Source organism: uncultured Paracoccus sp., assembly GCF_947496875.1.
Taxonomy (GTDB): Bacteria; Pseudomonadota; Alphaproteobacteria; order Rhodobacterales; family Rhodobacteraceae; genus Paracoccus.
This window is the reverse complement of record NZ_CANMEH010000004.1, coordinates 244425-267025: the sequence shown is the minus strand read 5'-3', so window position 1 is coordinate 267025 and position 22601 is coordinate 244425. Positions and strand designations below refer to the sequence as shown.

The 22601-nt window shown below is 70.7% G+C and carries 21 protein-coding genes; 14 read left to right on the top strand and 7 right to left on the bottom strand.

Annotated elements, in window-relative coordinates; genetic code table 11:
• The first annotated feature begins 38 nt into the window (after positions 1-38).
• The 4 genes from Q0938_RS07730 to Q0938_RS07715 all read left to right on the top strand — a co-directional run bounded on the left by Q0938_RS07730 (position 39) and on the right by Q0938_RS07715 (position 3945).
• A complete protein-coding gene (locus Q0938_RS07730) occupies positions 39-968 on the top strand; it encodes a glycosyltransferase family 2 protein (protein WP_299360744.1) in 930 nt (309 codons plus the stop codon).
• Between the two features lie 103 nt (positions 969-1071).
• The gene (locus Q0938_RS07725) at positions 1072-2265 is read left to right on the top strand and encodes an MFS transporter (protein ID WP_299360742.1); all 1194 of its coding nucleotides are present in this window, start codon (positions 1072-1074) and stop codon (positions 2263-2265) included.
• Entirely contained in the window at positions 2258-3334 is a 1077-nt protein-coding gene (locus tag Q0938_RS07720) for a glycosyltransferase family 4 protein (RefSeq protein WP_299360741.1), read from the top strand. The genes Q0938_RS07725 and Q0938_RS07720 overlap by 8 nt, the downstream gene beginning before the upstream one ends.
• Entirely contained in the window at positions 3331-3945 is a 615-nt protein-coding gene (locus tag Q0938_RS07715) for a glycosyltransferase family 29 protein (RefSeq protein ID WP_299360739.1), read from the top strand. The genes Q0938_RS07720 and Q0938_RS07715 overlap by 4 nt, the downstream gene beginning before the upstream one ends.
• A gap of 25 nt (positions 3946-3970) precedes the next feature.
• On the opposite strand, the gene Q0938_RS07710 is transcribed toward Q0938_RS07715, so the two are convergent.
• Positions 3971-4354 (bottom strand): hypothetical protein, encoded by a 384-nt coding sequence (locus tag Q0938_RS07710; protein ID WP_299360738.1) that lies wholly within the window; start codon positions 4352-4354, stop codon positions 3971-3973.
• A gap of 136 nt (positions 4355-4490) precedes the next feature.
• On the opposite strand from Q0938_RS07710, the gene Q0938_RS07705 reads away from it, so the two are divergent.
• A complete protein-coding gene (locus Q0938_RS07705; protein WP_299360737.1) occupies positions 4491-5132 on the top strand; it encodes a carbonic anhydrase in 642 nt (213 codons plus the stop codon).
• Between the two features lie 82 nt (positions 5133-5214).
• On the opposite strand, the gene Q0938_RS07700 is transcribed toward Q0938_RS07705, so the two are convergent.
• Positions 5215-6237 (bottom strand): aspartate-semialdehyde dehydrogenase, encoded by a 1023-nt coding sequence (locus Q0938_RS07700; RefSeq protein WP_299360736.1) that lies wholly within the window; start codon positions 6235-6237, stop codon positions 5215-5217.
• Positions 6238-6424: 187 nt separating this feature from the next.
• Between Q0938_RS07700 and Q0938_RS07695 the strand changes: the two genes are divergently transcribed.
• The 5 genes from Q0938_RS07695 to Q0938_RS07675 all read left to right on the top strand — a co-directional run bounded on the left by Q0938_RS07695 (position 6425) and on the right by Q0938_RS07675 (position 12291).
• The gene (locus Q0938_RS07695; protein ID WP_299360734.1) at positions 6425-7822 is read left to right on the top strand and encodes a M17 family metallopeptidase; all 1398 of its coding nucleotides are present in this window, start codon (positions 6425-6427) and stop codon (positions 7820-7822) included.
• The gene (locus tag Q0938_RS07690; protein WP_299360733.1) at positions 7822-8649 is read left to right on the top strand and encodes an NlpC/P60 family protein; all 828 of its coding nucleotides are present in this window, start codon (positions 7822-7824) and stop codon (positions 8647-8649) included. Before Q0938_RS07695 ends, Q0938_RS07690 begins: the two co-directional genes overlap by 1 nt.
• A gap of 106 nt (positions 8650-8755) precedes the next feature.
• Positions 8756-9817, top strand: a complete 1062-nt coding sequence (locus Q0938_RS07685; protein WP_299360731.1) for a saccharopine dehydrogenase — start codon at positions 8756-8758, stop codon at positions 9815-9817.
• A complete protein-coding gene (locus Q0938_RS07680; protein ID WP_299360730.1) occupies positions 9814-10983 on the top strand; it encodes a saccharopine dehydrogenase family protein in 1170 nt (389 codons plus the stop codon). Before Q0938_RS07685 ends, Q0938_RS07680 begins: the two co-directional genes overlap by 4 nt.
• A 99-nt stretch (positions 10984-11082) precedes the next feature.
• Positions 11083-12291, top strand: a complete 1209-nt coding sequence (locus Q0938_RS07675) for a PQQ-dependent sugar dehydrogenase (protein ID WP_299360728.1) — start codon at positions 11083-11085, stop codon at positions 12289-12291.
• 36 nt (positions 12292-12327) lie between these two features.
• Here the strand turns inward: Q0938_RS07675 and mutL are convergent, their stop codons facing one another.
• Entirely contained in the window at positions 12328-14178 is a 1851-nt protein-coding gene (mutL, locus tag Q0938_RS07670) for a DNA mismatch repair endonuclease MutL (protein ID WP_299360726.1), read from the bottom strand.
• A gap of 193 nt (positions 14179-14371) precedes the next feature.
• On the opposite strand from mutL, the gene Q0938_RS07665 reads away from it, so the two are divergent.
• Positions 14372-14548 carry a hypothetical protein gene (locus tag Q0938_RS07665; protein WP_299360725.1) on the top strand — a complete coding sequence of 59 codons (177 nt, stop codon included), beginning with the start codon at positions 14372-14374 and terminating at the stop codon, positions 14546-14548.
• A gap of 55 nt (positions 14549-14603) precedes the next feature.
• On the opposite strand, the gene Q0938_RS07660 is transcribed toward Q0938_RS07665, so the two are convergent.
• Both Q0938_RS07660 and Q0938_RS07655 read right to left on the bottom strand, forming a co-directional pair.
• Entirely contained in the window at positions 14604-16001 is a 1398-nt protein-coding gene (locus Q0938_RS07660) for a pitrilysin family protein (RefSeq protein ID WP_299360724.1), read from the bottom strand.
• The gene (locus tag Q0938_RS07655) at positions 15998-17635 is read right to left on the bottom strand and encodes an insulinase family protein (protein ID WP_299360722.1); all 1638 of its coding nucleotides are present in this window, start codon (positions 17633-17635) and stop codon (positions 15998-16000) included. Before Q0938_RS07655 ends, Q0938_RS07660 begins: the two co-directional genes overlap by 4 nt.
• Positions 17636-17837: 202 nt before the next feature.
• On the opposite strand from Q0938_RS07655, the gene Q0938_RS07650 reads away from it, so the two are divergent.
• Positions 17838-18899, top strand: coding sequence for an aldo/keto reductase (locus Q0938_RS07650; protein ID WP_299360721.1), 1062 nt, complete (start codon positions 17838-17840; stop codon positions 18897-18899).
• Between the two features lie 80 nt (positions 18900-18979).
• The gene (locus tag Q0938_RS07645; protein WP_299360719.1) at positions 18980-19948 is read left to right on the top strand and encodes a nitronate monooxygenase family protein; all 969 of its coding nucleotides are present in this window, start codon (positions 18980-18982) and stop codon (positions 19946-19948) included.
• Between the two features lie 7 nt (positions 19949-19955).
• On the opposite strand, the gene Q0938_RS07640 is transcribed toward Q0938_RS07645, so the two are convergent.
• On the bottom strand, positions 19956-21419 hold the full coding sequence (locus Q0938_RS07640; RefSeq protein ID WP_299360718.1) for a transcription antitermination factor NusB: 1464 nt from the start codon (positions 21417-21419) through the stop codon (positions 19956-19958).
• A 56-nt stretch (positions 21420-21475) separates the two neighbouring features.
• Between Q0938_RS07640 and Q0938_RS07635 the strand changes: the two genes are divergently transcribed.
• A complete protein-coding gene (locus Q0938_RS07635; protein ID WP_299360717.1) occupies positions 21476-21658 on the top strand; it encodes a DUF1674 domain-containing protein in 183 nt (60 codons plus the stop codon).
• A gap of 70 nt (positions 21659-21728) precedes the next feature.
• Here Q0938_RS07635 and dapB read toward each other — a convergent pair whose 3' ends face one another.
• Positions 21729-22577: a 4-hydroxy-tetrahydrodipicolinate reductase gene (dapB, locus tag Q0938_RS07630; RefSeq protein WP_299360715.1), complete on the bottom strand. Its 849-nt coding sequence runs from the start codon at positions 22575-22577 to the stop codon at positions 21729-21731.
• Positions 22578-22601 lie beyond the last annotated feature (24 nt).

The following is a 22601-nucleotide window of genomic DNA, read 5'->3' as shown; positions in this document are numbered from 1 at the left end:
CCAGATGTCGCAGCGCCTTGGTCAGCCCGGAGGCGCCCGTGACGATTGCCAGTCCGCAGGTGGCGGTGCTGATGGCGCTGCATCAGGGGGCCGCGTTCCTACGCGACCAGCTGGACAGCATTGCCAGCCAGCAGGACGTCGGCTGGCGGCTGGTTGTGGGTGACGACGGCTCCACGGACGGCGGACCGGCGATGGTCAAGGAATTTGCCGCCCTGCATTCGGACCGCGTCCAGTTGCGAACCGGTCCGCAGCAAGGGGCGGTGGCACAGTTCCGAGCCCTGCTGCGTATGGCGCCGGCGGTCGAGTTCGTCGCGCTGGCCGACCAGGACGATGTCTGGCACTCGGACAAGCTGGCCCGCGCCGCCACGGCCCTGCGGTCCGTGCCTGCGGATCGTCCCGCGGTGTATTGCAGCCGGGTCACGATCTGCGACGCGCGGCTGCGGCCGATCGCCCTGTCGCGACTGCCCCATCGGCCCCCGAACTTTCGCCACGCGCTGGTGCAGAACGTGGTACAGGGCAACACCGTGGTCCTGAACCGGGCCTCCATGCAGTTGCTGCGGGCCGCCGACATGCTGTCCGGACCCGTGACGATGCACGACTGGTGGATTTACCAGATCGTCAGCGGTGCCGGCGGACGGGTGATCTATGACCCCCGCCCCTCTCTGCTTTACCGACAGCACGACGCCAATGTCGTGGGCGCCAATGACGGCGCGCGATCCCGGCTGGCCAGCCTGGGGCGGATGCTGCGCGGCGATCACGCGCGGTGGAGCCGCCAGAACCTGGCCTCGCTGACGGCCTGCGCGCCGTTGCTGACCCCGGGCAACCGGGTGCTGTTGGCCGAGTTCCGGCAGTTGCTGGATGGCGGACCTGCCACTCGGCTGGCGGCGCTGCGCAGGGCCGGGTTCTATCGCCAGGGGCGCCTGTCGCAGGCGGCGCTGTGGGCCGCCGCCGCCTTGGGCCGGGTCTGACACAACCGCAGACCGGCGCCGCTTCGGACGGGGCTTGCATGCCGCCCCGCGCTGCCGCAGCTTGCGCCGGCATCGGACCAGGAACCGGGGTCAGCCAGACATCATGGGCGCGTTTCTTTCGCTTGGCACGATCGCGCTGACGCTGGCCTATACGCTGAGCCAGTTCTATCGCGCCTTTCTAGCGGTGCTGACCTCGACCCTGGAAGCAGAGCTGGGGGCCACGCCCAGCGATCTGGCGCTGTCGTCGGGGATGTGGTTCGTCACCTTCGCGCTGATGCAGATCCCGGTCGGCTGGGCGCTGGACCGGTTCGGGCCGCGGCGCACCGCATCCTGGCTGCTTGCCGCCGGCGCCGGGGGCGGGGCTGCGGTCTTTGCGCTCGCCACCGAGCCCTGGCATCTGCATGTCTCGATGGGCCTGATCGGGATCGGCTGCGCGCCGGCCCTGATGGCGAGCTACTACATCTTTGCCCATGACCATCCGCGGGCCCGATTCGGGGCGCTTGCGGCGGCTGTGGTGGGGTTCGGTTCGGCCGGCAACATCCTGGGCGCGGCGCCCCTGGTGTCGATGATCCAGGCGATCGGCTGGCGCCCCACCCTGTGGCTGGTGACCGCGCTGACGCTGGGGGTTGCGGTGCTGATCGCGCTGTCGGTGCGCGACCCCGATCACGGCGGCGGCGGACGCCCGGTGGGGCGGGTCCGCGACATCCTTCGGCTGCGGCAGCTGTGGTTCCTGCTGCCCCTGTTCTTTGTCAGCTACGCTGCCTCGGCGGCGATCCGCGGCCTGTGGGCCGCGCCCTATCTGCAAGGTGTTCATGACGCCAGCGACACGCTGGTGGGGCGTGCGACGCTGGTGATGGGCGTCGCGATGGTGGTCGGCAACTTCATGGCGGGGCCGATCACGAAGGCGATGGGGTCGATCCGGCGCACCGTTGTCGCGGGCCACGCGATCACGATCGCGGCGCTGGCTTGGCTGTGGCTGGCGCCCGCCGCCCCGGCCGGGGTCGTGATCGCGCTGCTGGGGGTGATCGGGCTGGCGGGCGTCAACTATGCGCTGATCATGGCGCATGCGCGCAGCTTCCTGCCCCCGCATCTGGTCGGGCGGGGGGTCACGCTGATGAACATGCTGTCGATCGGGGGCGTGGGCATCATGCAGTTCGCGTCCCGCCCGCTCTACACTTGGGCCGCGCAGGCCTACCCGCCGGCGCAGGCCTTCGGGCTGCTGTTCGCGTTCTTCCTGGTTCCGCTGGTGATCGGGTTCGTGCTGTATCTGCTGACGCCCGAGGCCGCGGATGCCTGAGGCTTCAACCGCAGAGCGCGCCCCGCCGCCCCCGCCCGTGGGCGCGATCGAGGTCGTCGCCCCGAACCTGAAACGCAGGCTGTCCGGGGTGACCGCCACCGTGGTCCGGCTGATCCCGGTGCAGGCGCGGCTGATCGGGATCGTTGCGACCGGCCCGGGGCTGCCGCCGCAACTGCCCCATATCCCGCTGGTCCGCGCCGCCACCCTGCCGCGGGACCGATGGCGGGTCTGGCACGCCCGCCGCAATACCGAGATGCTGATGGGGCTGGCGCTGCGCCACCTGCTGCGGCGGCGCTATCGTCTGCTGTTCACCAGCGCGGCCCAACGGCGCCACACCGGGCTGACCCGCTGGCTGATCCGGCGCCAGGATGCGGTGATCGCCACCTCGCCACAGGCGGCGTCGTATCTGGAACGCCCCGCCACGGTGATCCTGCACGGGGTCGACACCGCGACCTTTCACCCGCCGCGTGATCGGGCCGCCCTGCGCCGGTCGCTGGGGCTCGACCCCGACGCCGTCCTGGTCGGCTGCTTCGGCCGGGTGCGGGCGCAGAAGGGCGTCGATCTGCTCGTCGAGGCGGCGCTGGCCAGCTTTCCCCGGCACCCGCGGGCCCAGCTGATCCTGACCGGCCGGATCACCCCCGAGAACCGCGGCTTTGCCGATGATCTGATTGGCCGGATCCGCGCGGCCGGTCTGGACCGGCGCATCCGCTTTCTGGGCGAGATCCCGTGGGACGACGTCGTGCGGCATTACCAGGCACTGGACCTGTTCGCCGCGCCGGCGCGGTGGGAGGGTTTCGGCCTGACCCCGCTGGAGGCGATGGCCTGCGGGGTGCCGGTCATCGCCAGCCGCGCAGGCGCCTATGAGGCGCTGATCCGGGACGGCGAAACGGGCACGCTGGTCGATCGCGGCGATGCCGCCGCCTTGACAGGGGCGCTCGAGCGCTGGTTGTCGGACGATGCCGGGCGCGGCGCGGCGGGCCGGGCCGCCCGCCAGCACGTGCTGGATCACCACGGCATCGACCACGAGGCCCGCGCCATCGTGACCCTGTACCGGGATCTGCTGTCATGACGCCGCTGCGCTTCTACATGGCCCGGACGCTGCGGAACGAGGCGATGCTGGCGTCGCTGTCGGTGGCGCAGGGCGCGCTGCTGGCGGCGCTGGACGGGCAACGGGTGGCACTGGTCGGTAACGCCCGGGCCTTCGCCGATCAGCGCCATGGTGCCGCCATCGACTCGGCGGATCTTGTCATCCGCATCAATCGCGCACCGATGCCGTCGCGGGAAAGTCACGGGCAGCGCACCGACTGGCTGGCCCTGGCAACCCGGCTGCGGGCGGCCGACCGGACCCGGCTGTCGCCCGCGCGCATCCTGTGGATGTCACCGAAGCGAAAGCGGCTGGACTGGCAGACCGCGCATTCACCCGGGTTCTATCTGCATCCACCGGCTGACTACGCTGCGCTGGTGCAGCGGCTTGGCGCCCCGCCGACCACGGGGGCCATGACCATCGAACTGGCCCTGCGGTCGCGGCTGGCGCGGCTGGATCTCTACGGCTTCGACTTCTTCGCCTCGCAGTCGCTGTCGGGGCGGCGCCAGGCTGCTCAGGTTCCGCATGATTTTGCTGCCGAAGCCGCGTGGGCCGCGGGTCTCGCCGCGGCCGACCCGCGCCTGATCCTGAACTGACCGTCCCGCCCGGCCCGCCGGCTGCCTATCCCCACACCTTCGTGCCTTCCCAGATCTCGCCCAGGGATTGGGCGCCGACCCGCGACAGGCGCGATATGGTCGCCGACAGCGAGATCCGGTCCTGCAGCTCCGCGCAGCGGCCCACATCCACCGCGACACCTGCCAGCGACACCAGCCCCATCTGCCAGGCCAGCCGGGCAAGCGCCTCGGCATGGATCAGCACCGCGGCAGCATCGCCCTCGGCCCCGGCCGTGAGGATGGAATCGATGCCGTCGGCAATCTGGTCCAGCGCCGCGGAGATGACCTGTTCGGCCGCCCGCTCGCCCAGGTCGTCCACGATGGCGCCCAGCCGTCGATCGTCGAAACAGACAGTCTCGACGATCTCGATCCTCTTGAGCTGGTTCGACATGCTCCGGTACACCCGTTGAATTTCACACGAGAACATGCCAGCTAGCAGTCAATAAACGCTTTCGGTCGACCAGAAAACCCGTGCAATTTTACGCAACGGGCAAGCCGGTCGGCGCGCAACAGCCGAAAAGGGCATCATGTCGGTCTTTTCATCCCTGCCCGGCTACCTGGTCCAGCGCTATCAAGGATGGAAGGCGACCCAGTTTTCCGAGAACCGGGCCTGGTATCGCCGGCTGGCCGAGGATGGCCAGCGTCCGCGGGCCATGGTGATCTCGTGCTGCGATTCGCGGGTGCACGTCACCTCGATCTTCGGGGCGGATTCGGGCGAATTCTTCATCCACCGCAACATCGCCAACCTGGTGCCGCCCTACGCGCCGGACGGCGAACAGCACGGCACCTCGGCGGCGGTGGAATATGCGGTCCAGACGCTGCGTGTCGCGCATCTGATCGTGGTCGGTCACACGAATTGCGGGGGCGTCGCCGGATGCCACGCGATGTGCTCGGGCGCGGCGCCGGAACTGGAGGAGAAGACCAGCTTCGTCGGCCGCTGGATGGATATCCTGCGCCCGGGCTACGAGCGCGTGAAGGACCTGCCCGCCGATCAGCAGATCAGCGCACTGGAGCGCCAGGCGGTGCTGATCTCGCTGGAGAACCTGATGACGTTCCCGTTCGTGGCGGCCAAGGTCGAGGCCGGCGAGATGACCCTGCACGGGCTGGTCCACGACATCGCCGAGGGTCATCTGATGCAGGTCGACACCACCGGCTTCGCGCCGATCTGACACAGCCAGCGGGCGGCAGGTATCATCCGGGCTTTCGGCCGGGGCACCACGGAACGGTGCCCCGCCACACGCACGGCGGCGGTCAGCCCTTTTTCAGCATCCGGTTGCCCAGCAACTCGGCGATCTGCACGGCGTTAAGGGCCGCGCCCTTGCGCAGGTTGTCGCTGACGCACCACAGGTTCAGGCCGTTGTCGATGGTCGAATCCTGGCGGATGCGGCTGATGAACGTCGCATAGTCGCCCACGCATTCGACCGGGGTCGTGTAGCCGCCCGGCTCGCGCTTGTCGATCACCAGCACGCCCGGCGCCTCGCGCAGGATGTCACGGGCCTCGTCCTCGTCCAGGAAATCCTCGAACTCGATGTTGATCGCCTCGGAATGGCCGACGAAGACCGGCACCCGCACGCAGGTCGCGGTGACCTTGATCGCGGGGTCCACGATCTTCTTGGTCTCGACGACCATCTTCCATTCTTCCTTGGTCTCGCCGGAATCCATGAAGACGTCGATCTGCGGGATCACGTTGAAGGCGATCTGCTTCTGGAACTTCTTCGGCTCCACCTCCTGACCGGGGACATACATGCCCTTGGTCTGGTTCCACAGCTCGTCCATGCCGTCCTTTCCGGCGCCGGACACCGACTGGTAGGTGCTGACCACCACCCGCTTGATCCGGGCCCGGTCGTGCAGCGGCTTCAGCGCGACGACCATCTGCGCGGTCGAGCAGTTCGGGTTGGCGATGATGTTCTTGCGCGCGTAACCCTCGACGGCCTCCGGGTTCACCTCGGGAACGATCAGCGGAACGTCCGGGTCGTAGCGATAGAGCGACGAGTTATCGATCACCACGCACCCCTGCGAGGCGGCCAGGGGGGCGTATTTCTTCGTCGGTTCCGACCCGATCGCGAACAGCGCGATGTCGTAGCCGGTAAAGTCGAATCCCTCGATGTCGCGGGTCTTCAGGGTCCGGTCGCCATAGCTGACCTCGGTGCCCAGACTGCGGCGCGACGCCAGGGCCACCACCTCGTCGGCGGGAAACTGGCGTTCGGCCAGGATGTTCAGCATTTCGCGGCCCACGTTCCCCGTGGCGCCCGCGACGACGACCTTGTAGCCCATCAGGGGATCCTTTCGCGTTCAAGCCGCCGGCGACTAACCGAAATCGGGGGGGAAGTGAATATGCCGCCCGCTATCCGGGCCGGTCATCGGCGGACCGCGGGAATAATGTCCCGATCGCCCCGACAAGGGGGGTTCCCCGCCGGGCGCGTCCGCGCAAGAACCGGGCGGAGACGCGCAGGAGGACGTGATGACCGAACCCGAATTTGCCCCGGCGGGGACCGAAAGCCGGCCGCTGTGGCTGGTCGCCCAAGGTGACGACGGACCGCTGTGGCCCCCCGGCGTGGACACCAGGTTCCCGGTTGCCGCCGGCTTTGCCGCCAAGCCGGGGCAGCTGTGCCTGCTGCCGGGCGAGGACGGTCTGGCCGGCGCGCTGTTCGGCGTCGGTCGGCCCGCGACACCGTCGGATCGCCCAGCCCGCGAACGCTTCACGCTCGCCAAGGCGGCCGATTCATTGCCCGGGGGGGCATGGCGCCTGGAATCGTTGCCGGACGGCTATGACGCGACCCATGGCGCGCTGGGCTGGCTGTTCGCGCAGTACCGGTTCGGCCGCTACAAGGCTGCAGAGCCGCCGCAGGCGCGGCTGGTCTGCCCGGCCGGCGTCGACGCCGATGCCGTGCTGGCGATGGCGGCCGGCGAATATCTGGCGCGCGACCTGATCAACACGCCGGCAGCCGATCTTGGTCCGGCCGAGTTGGAGGACGCCGCGCGCGACCTTGCCGCCCGGCATGGCGCAACAATTGACGTGATCACCGGTGAAGCGTTGGCCGAGGGGTTCCCGATGATCGCCGCCGTGGGCCGGGCGGCCGGGCCGGGTCGCGCGCCGCGGCTGATCGACCTGCGGTTTCCCGGCGACGGACCGGCGATCACGCTGGTCGGCAAGGGGGTCTGTTTCGACACCGGCGGGCTGGACATCAAGCCTGCCGCCTCCATGCTGATCATGAAAAAGGACATGGGCGGCGCGGCGAACGTGCTGGGTCTCGCCGAGACGCTGGCCCGGCTGGGGCGCGCGGGCGGATTGCGGGTGCTGATCCCCGCGGTCGAGAACGCCATCGCCGGCGACAGCTTTCGACCCGGCGACGTGCTGACCAGCCGCAAGGGTCTGACCGTCGAGGTGAACAATACAGACGCCGAGGGGCGGCTGGTGCTGGCCGACGCGCTCGCCCTTGCGGCCGAGGACGCGCCCGCCGTGCTGATTTCCATGGCGACGCTGACCGGGGCCGCGCGGGTGGCGCTGGGCCCCGACCTGCCGCCCTTCTTCTGTGATCACGAGGGCGCGGCTCGGGCCCTCTACCAGGCCGGGCACGATCACGCGGATCCGGTCTGGCGCCTGCCGTTCTGGGATCCCTACGAATCGATGATCGAACCCGCCATCGCCGATCTGGACAACGCGCCCGGCGGCGGTTTCGCCGGCGCGATCACCGCGGCGCTGTTCCTGCGGCGGTTTGCCGAGGGTGTGGGCATCTATGTCCATTTCGACATCTATGGCTGGCAGCCGACCGCCGCACCGGGTCGCCCGAAAGGCGGGATCGGCCAGGGCATGCGCGCCCTGCTGCACGCGCTGCCGCAGATGGTGGACGAGGGCTGATGGATAGGCGGCTGACCCCGGCCACCGAACGCACGGCGCTGCGCGGCAGCGGCGTCGAGCGCCCGGTGACGGTCGACGGGACACCGATGCGGGTGGCCGTGCCGCTGGCCGATCTGTGCCGCGCACCGGCGGGTGCCCGGGATCGGCAGGTGGTCTTCGGCAGCGACGTGACGGTGATCGAACGCCGCGACGACTGGGCCTTCGTGCAGGCAGCCGCCGATGGCTATTGCGGCTGGATCGCCGCTGACGGGCTGAGCGGCGAGCGGCCGGCGATCACCCACCGGGTCAGCGCCCCGGCCACCCATGTCTATCCCGGGCCCGGTCTGAAGCTGCGCGAATCCGCGGCCCTGACGCTCGGGGCGCGCCTGTCGGTCGAGCGGATCGACGGAACCTTCGCGCGGCTGGCCGGGGGCGGCCATCTTCCGGTCCAGCACATCGCCGCCACCCCGGCAGGGGACCCGGTCACGGTCGCCCTGTCGCTGCTGGGCACGCCCTATCTGTGGGGCGGCAATTCCCGCGCGGGGATCGACTGTTCCGGGCTGGTCCAGGCGGCGCTGCATGCCTGCGCAATCGCCTGCCCCGGCGACAGCGACCTGCAGGAGGCTGCCTTTCCGACCGTGTCGGACCCCGGTCGCGGCGACCTGCTGTTCTGGCCGGGCCATGTGGCGATGGTGATCGACGCGCAGCGCATGGTTCACGCGACCGCCTGGGCGATGGCCGTGGTGACCGAAGACATTGCCGCGGCCCGCGCCCGGATCGACGCCGGCGGCGACGGGCCGTTCCGCGGCGCCCGCAGGCCGCTTGCCCGCCCGCTGCGGTTTCCCTAGACCTGTGACGGGCGCGACACCGCCGGCCGACGAGACGGGCACCAACGCCAGGCAACGACGCCGGGCGTCGACGCGGGGCGACGGGCGGCATGCAGCAGGGGGACACATGACGCATCTGTGGGTGCGGGCGGAAAGCCGCTCGAACGAGGACCGGGTCGGGATCACCCCTCAGGGTGTGCGCGACCTGATCCGCCGCGGCTTCAAGGTCACCGTCGAGGAGTCCGCGCGGCGCATCTTTCCGACCAGGGACTACGCTGCCGCCGGGGCCGAGATCGTGACCGAGGGGGCGTGGCGGACCGCGCCACCCGATGCGATCATCTTCGGTCTCAAGGAACTGCCCGACGACGGCATGCCACTGGCCCATCGCCACGTCATGTTCGGCCATGCGTTCAAGGGCCAGCCGGCAGGACAGGACCTGCTGCGCAGGTTCCGGCAGGGCGGCGGCCGCCTGTACGATCTGGAATATCTGGTCGACGAGGATGGCCGTCGGCTGGCCGCCTTCGGCTACTGGGCCGGTTATGCCGGTGCGGCGGTCAGCCTGAAATGCTGGGCGGCCCAGCAGCGCGGCACGATCTGCGGCCCGGTCCACCCCTATCCCGACAAGGACAGCCTGGAATCGGAACTGCGCGCGGAACTGGATGCCACCGGCCTGATCCGGCCCACCGCCATCGTGATCGGGGCCAGGGGACGGGTCGGCAGGGGGGCGTCGGACCTGTGCGCCGCCATGGGGGTGCGGGTCACCCGCTGGGACATCGAAGAGACCCGCGGCGGCGGGCCGTTTCCGGAGATCCTGCTGCACGACGTGTTCCTGAACTGCATCCTCGCGCAGCCGGGCTGCCCGGTCTTTGTCCCCGCAGAGGCGATCCGGCCGGCCCATCAGCTGACGGTGATCGGCGACATCGCCTGCGATCCGACCAGCGACTTCAGCCCCATCAAGGTCTATGACCGGACCACCGACTGGGACCACCCGGCGCTGCGGGTGGCCGAACATCCGCCGCTGGACGTGATGGCGATCGACAACCTGCCGTCGATGCTGCCGCGCGAGTCCAGCAGCGACTATGCCGACCAGCTGCTGCCGGTGCTGCGCTGCCTCGACCGGATCGACGAGGGCGCCTGGGGCCGCGCCGCTGCCACCTATGACACGCATCTGAAAGGAGTGTCCGAATGACCATTCACTGGGTGGGCACCGGCCTTTCCGCCATCCCGGGCCTGCGCCGTCTGATCGGGGACGGTCGTCCGGTGACGGTGTGGAACCGCACCGTCGACAAGGCGCGCGAGGCCGTCGGCGACCTGACCGACGACATTCGCGCCTATACGCCCGAGGCGCTGGCGGGGGTGCTGCAGAAAGGTGACGTGGTCGTGTCGATGCTGCCCGCCGACCAGCATGTGAGGCTGGCCGAACTGTGCATCGACCATGGCGCGAACTTCGTCAGCTCGTCCTACATCGCGCCGGAGATGGCCGCGCTGGACCGGCGCGCCCGCGACGCGGGGGTGGCGCTGGTGAACGAGGTCGGGCTGGACCCCGGCATCGACCATCTGATGGCGCATGACCTGGTCGCCGATTACCGGCAGGTCGCGCAGCCCGGCGACGTGGTCAGCTTTACCAGCTATTGCGGCGGCATTCCGCGCTATCCCAATCCGTTCCGCTACAAGTTCAGCTGGTCGCCGCTGGGCGTTCTGCGGGCCCTGCGCTCGCCGTCCAGGTCGATCCGGGAGGGGGCCGAACGCGACGTGGACCGGCCCTGGAACGCGATCGAACCCTATGACGCCCCACTGCCCACCCCGGAACGGTTCGAGGTCTATCCGAACCGCGATTCCACCCATTTCGTCGACCAGTACGGGTTCGACCGCGACTGGGCGCTGCGCGATTTCGTGCGGGGCACGATCCGGCTGAAGGGCTGGGCCGAGGCCTGGGCGGACGTGTTTGCCGAGGTCGAGAGCCTGACCGGACCCGAGGGCGAGGTCCGCCTGCGCGAGATGGCCGACGAGTTCTGGACCCGCTACGCCTATGATCCGGGCGAACCCGACCGGGTCGTGCTGTTCGTGCGGCTGCGGGCCGAACGCGACGGCGCGACCGTCTATGACCGGGAATGGGTCCTCGACGCGCACGGGTCGCGCAACGGGACGGCGATGGCGCAGCTCGTCTCGCATCCGGTGGCACTGGCGGTCGAGGCGGTGCAGCGGGGCGATTTCCCACCCGGCGTCCATGCCGCGCCCGACGATCCGGAACTGGTCGGGACCTGGCTGACCGAGGTGTCGGGGATCGCCAACCACATGGCCAAGATCAACCACCTGACTCGCGAACAGCCGGTGATCGCGCCAGAAAGCCGCTAGGCGCCTCGGCGGCCCGCGCGCGGCGCCCGCCCGTCCCGGGCCAACAGACCGGAACGATCGCCGGACCGGTTTCGTTCGTCCCGAAACGGAGGAACGACCATGTCCCGGAACAGCCACATCCGGTCCGCGGCGGCCGGCCTTGCCCCGATGCTGATGTCCACGGCGCTGCTGGCACTGCCCGCCTGTGCCGCCGACTTCAACGACGCGGCACCCAATGCGCCGCAGCAGACCCCGGCCTTTCCCGAACAGACCCGCGCCCCGGTGATCGCCGATGACGTCGCGCTGAAGACGGAAGTGGTGGCGGACGGGCTGGAACACCCGTGGGGCATGGACCAGATGCCGGACGGGGCGTGGCTGGTCACCGAAAAACCCGGCCGGTTGCGGGTGATCGCCCCGGATGGCACGGCATCCGAGCCGATCTCGGGCGTGCCCGAGGTGGATGCCCGCGGACAGGGCGGCCTGCTGGACGTGCTGCTGGCGCCCGACTTCGCCCAGACCCGCAGGTTGTGGCTGAGCTTTGCCGCGCCCGCCGAAGGCGGCAAGAACCAGACCGCGGTGGTGACCGCGACGCTTGCGCATGACAACCGCTCGCTGCAGGACGTGCGGGAGATCTTTCGCCAGCAACCGGCGTGGGACAGCGACAAGCATTACGGGTCCCGCCTCGTGCTCGACCCCGAGGGCAAGTTGTTCGTGACGCTCGGCGAACGCTCGAACCCCGACAGCCGGGCCCTTGCGCAGAATGACGACAACCATATCGGCAAGCTGGTGCGGGTCGATCCGCAGGGCGGCGCGGCAGGCGCGGGGACCGACGGCTGGCTGCCCGACACTTTGGCCAAGGGGTTCCGCAACGTTCAGTCCGCGGCGCTGGACCCGCAGGGGCGGCTGTGGACGGTCGAACACGGTCCCAAGGGCGGGGACGAACTGAACCGTCCCGAGCCGGGCCGCAACTATGGCTGGCCGGTGATCACCTACGGCGTCGACTACAGCGGTGGCCCGATCGGCGAGGGACTCACCGCGGCCGAGGGGATGGAGCAGCCGCTCTACTACTGGGACCCGGTCATCGCGCCGTCCGGCATGGTGTTCTATGACGGCGAGATGTTCGCCGACTGGCAGGGCGACATCCTGATCGGCGGGCTGCGCGACCAGTCGCTGGTGCGGCTGCAGATGGACGGGGACAGGGTCACCGGCGAGGCACGCTACCTGCAGGGCAACGCGCGGATCCGGGACGTGGACGTGGCGGCTGACGGGGCGATCATGCTGCTGACCGATGCCGCGAACGGGGCGCTGATCCGGGTGACACCCGAGTGATGGGGGCCTGACCCCGGCGCGCGGCGCCCGTCCGGTTCAGCGACCGAACAGGCGCTCGATGTCGGCGAGCTTCAGCTCGACCCAGGTCGGACGGCCGTGGTTGCACTGGCCGGACCGGGGCGTGCGCTCCATCTCGCGCAGCAGGGCGTTCATCTCGTCCCCGCTCATCCGGCGGCCCGATCGCACCGAGCCGTGGCAGGCCATCGACGACAGCACCGCGTCGAGGCGCCCCTGCAGCAGGTCGGCGCTGCTGCCGTCGGCAAGGTCGTCGGCGATGTCGCGCAGCAGGGCGGCGGCATCGGCCCTGCCCAGCGCCGCGGGGATCGCCCGCACCGCGACGCAGCCGGGGCCGAACGGCTCGACCGTCAGTCCCAGCCGGTCCAGATCGGCGGCGACGTGCAGGATACGCCCGGCCAGATCGTCGCCCAGATCGACGATCGCCGGGATCAGCAGCGCCTGCGCGGGCACGGGCGTTCCCTGCGCGACCGCCTCGGCGGCCTGCTGCTTCAGCCGTTCATAGACCAGCCGCTCATGGGCGGCATGCTGGTCCACGATCACCAGCCCGTCGGCCGTCTGCGCGACGATCCAGTTCTCGTGCAGCTGTGCGCGCGCCGCCCCCAGCGGGGCGTCGGACGGGGCCTGATCGGCACTGTCCTGCCGTGGGGGCTCGACCCGCGCCTGCGTTTCGGCGAAGCCCGGCATTGTCGCTGGATGGTCGGGGACGGGTTCACACAACGGGCCGGGTTGCGACGGCCACGCGGTCCGGGCGTTGCTGCGGCCCGGCGCGTTCCCCAGCTGGCCGGGTCGGAAGGCCGCCAGCGTCGCCGCAGCGCCGGTGGTGGCGGCGCGGCGGGTCCCGCCCGCCAGCGCATGGCGCAGGGCGGACACCACGATCCCGCGGGCCGCGTCAGGGTCGCGGAACCGCACCTCGGCCTTGGCCGGGTGGACATTCACGTCCACCGCGTGCGGATCGCAGGCGACGAACAGAACCGCCGCAGGGTGTCGCCCGCTCGCCAGCACGTCGAAATAACCGGCCCGCAACGCCCCGGTCAGCAGCTTGTCCCGGACTGGCCGGCCGTTCACGAACAGATGCTGCGCCACCGCGGCGCCGCGGGTATAGGTGGGCAGCGCCGCAAGCCCGGTCAGCCGCACGCCGTCACGCTCCGCCTCGATCGGGATGGCGTTGTCCAGGAAGTCGCGGCCCATCACCTGGCCCACCCGCGCCGCCAGCGCCGCGCTGCCGGCGCACGGGTCGGCGCGGAACAGGACCCGGCCGCCGCCGCCCTCATCGGCAATCTCGGTCAGGGTCAGCGCGATGCCGGACGTGGCCAGCGCCAGACGCCGGATCACCTCGGCGATGGCCTGGGTCTCGGCCCGGTCGCTGCGCAGGAATTTCAGCCGGGCCGGGGTGGCAAAGAACAGGTCGCGCAGTTCGACGACGGTGCCGCGATTGCCCGCGGCCGGCCGCACCGGTTCGATCCGCCCGGCGGTGACCGAGATCGTCGCCGCATCGGCCGCGGCGGCGCGACTGACGATGGTCAGGCGCCCGACCGCCCCGAGGCTGGGCAATGCCTCGCCGCGAAATCCGAAGCTGCGGATGTCCAGCAGATCGGAGCCGTCGATCTTGGATGTCGCATGCCGCGCCAGCGCCAGCGGTAGATCGTCGGCGGTCATGCCACAGCCGTCATCCGCGACGCGGATCAGCCGTTTGCCGCCGCCCGCGATGGTGATGTCGATGCGTCGCGCGCCCGCGTCCAGGGCGTTCTCGACCAGTTCCTTGACCGCCGATGCCGGGCGTTCCACCACCTCACCGGCCGCGATCCGGTTCGCGGCGGATTCATCCAGCTGGCGGATCACCGGGCGGATATGGGGGTGATGCTGTGTCATCCGCCCAGATTTAGCATCCCGCGGCGGAGTCGATCCAGCAGATTCGGGGCAGATGGGGTGCGAGGCTGATCCGGATCGACCCGGAGGTCCGACCCTGTTCAGGCGCAAGCGGCGGAACACCGGGAACAAATCGGCTTTTCGCGCGCTAGGACACGAGACCGGGCGACCGGTTGCAGCTTTTCAGGAGAATGTGATGACAAAGATCGGTGTGATTTCGGCCCTCGGGCTGGTGCTGGGCCTGGCCGCCTGTGGCGAAGATACTGCAACCCGCGCGACCACGGGCGCCGCAACAGGCGCCGTCGTGGCCGGACCCGTCGGCGCCGTCGCCGGCGCCGCGCTGGGCGGAACGGGCGCGGTGCAGGTCAAGTAAGACCTTCCACCCCTGCCGCCACGTGATTGCCGCGCACCTCCGGGTGCGCGGCTTTTCAGTTGACGGCGGCCGGGGTGTCCACCGTTGCACCCTCCATTGCCGCGGCACCCGTGCTCGCAGCCGAGTCTGGCGCGTGAGCCACCGGGTCCGCCTCGATGCCTTCGGGCCGGCCAACCAGCACGACCTGCAGGGCGCTCTCATCCAGCACCCGTTCCGCGACCCGTTCCACGTCGGCCAGGGTAACCGCCTCGACCTTGTCGTTGCGGGTGTTCACGTAGTCGCGGGGCAGCTCCATCAGCTGCATCCCGACAAGGATGTTCGCGATCTTGCCGTTGCCGTCGAACCGCAGCGGATACTCGCCGGTGAGATAGGTCTTGGCATCTGCCAGTTCCTGCTCGGTCACCCCGTCCTTCATGCCGCCCCAGACCTCGCGCAGCAGCGCCACGGCCTCGGCGGTCCGGTCGTTGGCGGTGGCCATTCCGCCCTGCCACGTCTCGCCCAGACGCTTGTTCACCAGCCCGGTCCCGACGCCATAGGTCAGCCCCCGCTCCTCGCGGATCTCGGCCATCAGGCGGGACGAGAACCCGCCCCCGCCCAGCACGTGATCCAGCACGAAGGCCGCGAAATAGTCGGGATCGTCCATCGGCAGGCCCTTCTGGGCGAAGGCCACGACGGTTTGCGGGCTGTCCCACTCGATCACCGTGGTTCCGCCCCTCGCAAGCAGTTCGGCCGGCGGCGGCAAGGGGGCACTCGCCTGGGCCGGTAGGTCGCCTAAAACACGATCGATCAGGATACCCAGCTCCTCGGCGGTGATGTCGCCGGCGGCGGCCACGATCGCGCGGTCGCGGGCCAGCACCCGGTCCTTGGCGGCGCGCAGGTCGTCAGGGGTCAGGGCGGCGACACTGTCGATGGTGCCGTTCAGCGAGCTGCCATAGGGGTGATCCCCCCAGAGGGCGCGCGCCAGTCGGTTGCCGGCGATGGCATTCGGGTCGGTTTCCTCGGACCGGATGACCGATTGCACCTGGGTGCGGACCCGGTCCACCGCGTCGGCGTCGAAGCGCGGTTCGACCAGCGCGGCGCGCAGCAGGTCGGCGGCCTGGTCGCGATTTTCGGTCAGCATCCGCGCGCCGACGGTCACGGCATCGTCCCCGGCGTCGAACGAAAACCGCGCAGCCAGAGACTGGGCCGCCTCGGCGAACGCGGTGGCATCCATGTCCGCGGCGCCCTCTTCCAGCGTGGCGGTCATCAGGTTGACGGCGCCGCGCTTGCCGGGGGCGTCCATCGACGCCCCGCCCCGGAACGCGATGGACAGGGCGACGAACGGAATCGAGTGATCCTCGACCAGCCAGGCGGTCAGCCCGCCCGGCGAGGTCACCTCCTGGATATCGATCGCGCGGGCGGGCAGCGCGGCGAGCAGGGTCAGCGTCAGGGTGGTAACGAGCGCACGGATCATGGCTGGCTTTCCGGTTGGGCCGACGCGGCGGGCGCGTCCGGGTGGGAGTCGGACGAGGCCGTGTCGGCCGGCGTGGTCTCGGCGAGGTCGGTGCCCTCGCCTGCCGCAGCCTTGGGCGACACGGCGGCGTGCGGCGCCGGGGGAGTGCCGGGCGAGGGCGTATCGTCGACGGGGCTAGCCTCTGCGTCCTCAGCATCCGCGGCGGGGGAAGCGTCGACGGGGACAGCCGCCGGATCCGAGGCCACGGGGGCGGCAGGGTCGACGTCGGCTGCCGCGAGCTGCGCCCCCGGTGCGGGCAGCAGCCACGAGGTCACCCCCGGCTGGTCGCCCAGCACCAGCGCGGCCGCCTGACGCACGTCCTCTGCCGTCACCTCGGCCAGCAGGTCGGGCCAGTCGTTCACGTCCTGAACCGTCAGACCGATCGACAGGCCCTGGCCGTAATCATAGGCGCGGGCATGGGCGGAATCGCGTTCATAGATCCGCTCGGCCCGCAGCCGGGTGCGGACACGTCCCAGCGCCGCGGGATCGGGCCCTTCCTCGAGGAACCCCGACAGGGTCTCCTCCAGCAGTCGCTCGGCCTCGTCCTGCGACACGCCCGGCGCGGGAACGACCGTCATCGAAAAGGTGGTCGGATCGACGGACAGCCCGTCATACCGGGCCCCGGCATAGACCGCCTTGCCGCTGAGCATCAGCGCCTTGCCCAGCACCGAGGTCTGGGGCGATCCGCCCAGCAGGTCGGCCAGCACGGTCAGCGCCGCCGCCGTCTTTTGGTCGCCCGGGTTGCGTTCGGGCGCGATGATGCTGCGCGACAGCACCGGCTGCGGCACCCGCGGGTCGCTCATCTCCATCCGCCGCTCGGCACGCTGCACCGGCTCCTGCGGGCGGGCTTCGCGGGTCGCGTCGGGCTTTGGCGGGATCGGGCCGTAATGTTCTTCGGCCAGCTGCCTGACCTCCTCGGGGGTCACGTCGCCGGCCACGACCAGCACGGCCTGGTTCGGGGCGTAATGCGAGTCGTACCAGTCCAGCGCGTCCTGCCGGGTCAGCCCCATCATCTCCTCGCGCCAGCCGATCACCGGGCGGCCATAGGGATGGTTGTAGAACTGCACCGCGGCGCGTTCCTCGCCAAACAGGGCGGCGGGATCGCTGTCGGTCCGCTGGGCGCGCTCCTCCAGCACGACCTGGCGTTCGGCCTGCCAGTCATCCTCGCCGATCCGAAGATTGGCCATGCGGTCGGCCTCCATCTCCATGATCAGGGGCAGACGGTCGGCGGCGATCCGCTGGAAGTAGGCCGTGAAGTCATAGCTGGTGAAGGCGTTGTCCATGCCGCCATTGGCGGTCACCGTCTTCGACAGCTCGCCCGGCTCCAGCGTGTCGGTGCCCTTGAACATCAGATGTTCGAGATAATGCGCGAGGCCCGTCTTGCCGGGCGTCTCGTCGGCCGATCCGATCTTGTACCAGACCATCTGCACCACGACGGGGGCGCGGTGATCCTCGATGACCACCGCCTCCATGCCGTTGTCCAGGGTGAAATGGCTGATGCCCGGCGGCATCTCGGCCCACGCGACCGGCGCGGCAAGGGCGGGCACAAGCCCCAGCAGCAGGGCGGCGGGCAGGCGGCGGGTGGCGCGGGACATCGCTGCTCCTTCTGGGGCGTGTGGCCCGGCAAAGGTGGCAACTGCCGGGACCGGGCGCAAGAACGCCCCGCTCAACCGCGCGTGAGGCGGGGCGTCCCGGCGCACCCTGCCCCGGGGCGGGGCCGCGGCCGCTTGCACCCGCCCGCCCGGGCTGGCAGGGTCGCGCGCGCCGCCGGCACCGCAATCAAAGGACGATCATTCCGTGAAAACCCGCACGCTTGGCGGCCTGACCGTCACCGATGTCTGCCTTGGAACGATGACCTTCGGCAACCAGACGGGACCCGAGGATGCGTTTGCCCAGATGGACCGGGCGATCGATGCCGGGATCACCTTCTGGGACACGGCCGAGATGTATCCGGTCAACCCCGTGACTGCCGAAACCTACGGACGCAGCGAGGAAATCATCGGCGCGTGGTTCGCACGTACCGGGCGCCGCGCCGACGTGCAGCTGGCCACCAAGGCCAGCGGCAAGGGCAGGAACGGACAGTTCAGCCGCGACAATCGCGGGTTCGAGCCCGACAACATCGCGCAGGCGGTCGACCTGTCGCTGCGCCGGCTGCAGACCGACGTGATCGATCTCTACCAGCTGCACTGGCCCAAGCGCGGCAGCTATGCGTTCCGGCAGAACTGGACCTACGACCCGCGCGGCACCAGCAAGGCGCAGGTCGAGGACCACATGGGCGGCGTGGCCGAGGCGATGAAGCACATCGTCGCTGCGGGCAAGGTGCGCGAATTCGGCCTGTCGAACGAGACGGCGTGGGGCACGATGCGGTGGCTGGCCGCCGCCGAACGAACCGGCGGGCCCCGCGTCGTATCAGTCCAGAACGAATACGGCCCGCTGCACCGGCTCTACGACACCGACATGGCCGAGCTGGGCCACAAGGAGGACGTGACCCTGCTGGCCTATTCGCCGCTGTCAGCAGGGCTGGTGACCGGCAAGTATTCCGGCGGCGCCACGCCCGCGGGCAGCCGGGCGGCGGTCGATATCGCCCATGGCGGACAGGGAAACCTGGGCGGGCGCCGGACCGACCGCTCGGTCGCCGCGGCCGACGCCTGGGGCAGGATGGCGCGGGATCTGGGCCATGATCCGATCCATCTCGCCATCGCCTTCGTCCGGGCGCGCCCGTTCCCCGCCATCCCCATCATCGGCGCGACCGAGGTGGCGCAACTCGATCACCTGTTGGCCGGGCTGTCGGTGACGGTCGATGCCGACGCCGCCCGCCAAATCGACGCGTTTCACCGGGCGCACCCGCTGTCGTTCTGACCTGCCCGATCCGACGCCGCGGCGGGGCTTGCGCTTCGTCGCGCGGCGCCCATCATCGCGCGACAGTCGAGGAGAACCCCATGCTGCCGCCCATCCTGCAAGGCCTGCGCATCCCCGTTGTCGCATCGCCGATGTTCATCGTGTCCGGCCCGGACCTGGTCATCGCCCAGTGCAAGGCCGGCATCGTCGGCAGTTTCCCGGCCCTGAACGCCCGCGAGGCCGAGGGCGAGCCGCCCCTGCTGGACGCCTGGCTGACCCGCATTCAGGACGAACTGGACCGCCACAACCAGGCCAATCCCGACCGCCCTGCCGCCCCCTTCGCGGTGAACCAGATCGTGCACCGGTCGAACGCGCGGCTGGAACGCGACATCGAGATCTGCCACCGCCACAAGGTCCCGATCTGGATCACCAGCCTGGGCGCCAGGCCCGAGGTGAACGAGGCCGCGCATGACTGCGGTGCGATCGCGCTGCACGACATCATCAACGCGACCTTCGCGCGCAAGGCGCTGGACAAGGGCGCCGACGGGCTGATCGCGGTGGCCGCCGGCGCCGGCGGCCATGCGGGTCAGCAGAACCCGTTCGCGCTGGTCCAGGAAATCCGCGCGTTCTTCGACGGCCCGCTGCTGCTGTCCGGCGCGATCGCGACCGGGCGGGCGATCCTCGCTACCCAGGCCGCCGGCGCCGACCTGGCCTATATCGGCAGCCCCTTCATCGCCACCGAGGAAGCGCAGGCGGACGCGGCCTACAAGCAGATGATCGTCGACAGCGGGGCCGAGGACATCGTGAATTCGTCGCTGTTCACCGGCATCCACGGAAACTACCTGAAACCCTCGATCCGCGCCGCGGGGCTCGACCCCGACGCCTTGCAGGCGGCCGACCCTGAATCGATGGATTTCAGCAAGGGCAGCAGCAAGGCCAAGGCGTGGAGCCAGATCTGGGGATCGGGCCAGGGGATCGGTGCGGTCCGGTCGGTGGTGCCGGCGGCCCGGCTGATCGACCGCCTGGCCGACGAATACGCCGCGGCCCGCCAGGCGCTGTGCGCCGGCTGACCGGGCGTCAGCCCTGGCCGCGCCTGAGCCGGGCGATGAAGAACCCGTCCATGCCGCCGCGATCCGGCCAGTAGTCCGGCCGCAGCCGCAGCCCGCCGGAAGCGGTGATCCAGACTGGGTCGATGCCGGGGCCGTCGGGCGGTTCGACCGCGCAATCCGGATGGCGGGCAAGTGCGGCATCCAGCTGATCCTCGCCTTCAGCGGGCAGCAGCGAACAGACCGCATAGACCAGCCGTCCGCCGGGGCGCAGCAGGTCCAGCGCTCGATCGATCAGCGCCGCCTGCTCTGCTACAAGTTCGGGAATACCACTGCCGTCGCGGATCAGCGGCAGTTCCGGGTGGCGGCGGATGGTCCCCGTCGCCGAACAGGGCGCGTCCAGCAGAACCGCGTCCAGCGGCGCATCGGGACGCCAGCTCAGGGCGTCGGCGGCGACCAGATCGGCGGCAAGCCCGGTCCGGGCCATATTGTCCGCCACCCGCGTCAGGCGCTGCGCGCTCAGGTCCACGGCGGTCACGCGGGCCCCGGCCGCCGCCAGTTGCAGGGTCTTGCCGCCCGGCGCGGCGCACAGATCGGCGATGCGTTCGCCCGGACGCGGGGCCAGCACCGCCACCGGCAGCGCCGCGGCGGCGTCCTGCACCCACCAGTCGCCCGATCCATAGCCCGGCAGGGCGGTGACCTGGCTGCCGGCGGGCAGGCGATGGCTGCCGGTCGGCAGCGGCTCGCCCGGCACCACGGCCCCGGGCTTGCCGGTCAGATCCAGCGGCGCGGCGCGTTCGTGGGCGGCCTCGATGGCGCTGACCGCTGCCCCGCCCCAAGCCTGTTCCATCGGCCTTCGCACCCACGCGGGCAATTCGGTCGGACCCGCCGCGTTCCAGATGGCCTGCCCTGACGCGGCGCGGCGCAGCACGGCATTCACCATCCCGGCCGCGGCCCGAACCTTTGGCGCACCCCGCTGCGCCAGCGCGACGGCCGCATTGACGACGCCGTGCGGCGCCTCGGCCAGGGCCAGCATCTCGGTCGTCCCCAGCATCAGGATGTCATGGACCTCGGGCCGCGGGCGGCGCGGGCACAGCGGCGCCAGCACCGCCTCGGCGCGCCCCCGGTAGCGCAGGGTCTCGGCGGCCAGTCGCTGGGCGCGGGCACGATCGGCGCCGGGCAGATGGTCGAGCGCGGCGGCCGCGTCCGACAGCGTGGCGCCGGACCGGACCGCCGCCAGCAGCGCCAGCGCACCGGCGCGGGCGTCGGCGACGGAGTTGTCGTGACGAGGTAGTCGTGCTGCCGATGGCCGTCGGCCGGGCGGCGACGACTTCTTTCGACGTTCAGGTCTTGCCGTGGCGGGCGGGGTGTCATCCGCTGCAGCAGGCGGCTGAGCGGACGGTTTCGGCGGCGGGACACGGGCGGCAACGCGGCGGCGCGGACGCGCCTCGGGTCCGTTCCCCGGCCGGCCCTCACGGTCATCAGACTTGTCCATCTCGCCTCCGCTGCTTAGCTGGCGATCAGGGATATCCTCGCTGGAGGGGCTTTGCCATGACGGAAGCGACCAACCGATCGGACCTGCCGGCGGCCGCGCTGCGGGCGCTGGCCGAGGCCGAAGAGCGCCGGAAGCGCCAGCCGCCGCTGGACCTGCCGCCCGAACTGGGCGGCCGCGACGGGCCGGAGCCGGTGCGCTATGGTGACTATGAGCGCAAGGGGATTGCCGTCGATTTCTGACCCGCCGGGTGCTGCCGCCGGCGCCCTCGTCACCCGGGGTCCTGAACGGCCGCCGGTCAACGCGCTGCGGTCACAGCCCCAGAACGTCGGCCATGTCGTATTCGCCGGGCCCCTTGTCCTGCCCCCACAAGGCCGCGCGCAGCGCCCCGCGGGCGAAGATGGCGCGGTCGGTGGCCAGGTGTCGCAGCACCACCCGTTCCCCCGCGGCCGCGAAGATCACGTCGTGTTCGCCGACCACATCGCCGCCGCGGATCGCGCTGAACCCGATGCTGCCCGGCCGGCGCGCCCCGGTGATCCCCTCGCGGGCCGGGGTGCGCAGCTCCTCCAGCGCCGCGCCGCGCCCCTCGGCCGCCGCCGCGCCCAGCATCAGCGCAGTGCCTGATGGGGCATCGACCTTGTGGCGGTGATGCGCCTCGACCACCTCGATGTCCCAGTCCTCGCCCAAGGCGGCGGCGACGCGGCGGGTCAGCCCCAGCAGCAGGTTGACCCCCAGGCTCATGTTCCCGGCCCGGATGATGGGGGCGTGGCGGGCGGCGGCGGCGATGCGGGTCAGGTCGTCGGGTGACAGGCCCGTGGTTCCGATCACGTGGACGGCCCGCGCCTGCGCCGCAAGCTCGGCAAAGCCGACCGAGGCCGAGGGCGTGGTGAAATCGATCACCGCCTGCGCCCGGGCGATGGCCGGCAGCGGGTCGTCCGTGACGGTGATCCCGATCGGCGCCCCGCCCAGCGCGGCACCCAGGTCCTGGCCGATCCAGTCGCTGCCCTCACGCTCCACGGCGCCGACCAGGTGGCAGGCATCCGACGCGCGCACCAGTTCGACCAGCATCCGCCCCATCCGGCCCGAGACGCCGGTGACGACGATCCCCGGACCCGCCTCGTCCGTCGTGCTGCCGGTCGTGTCGTCCGTTGTCGCGTCCATCCTCGCCGCCCCCTTGTTGTCCGG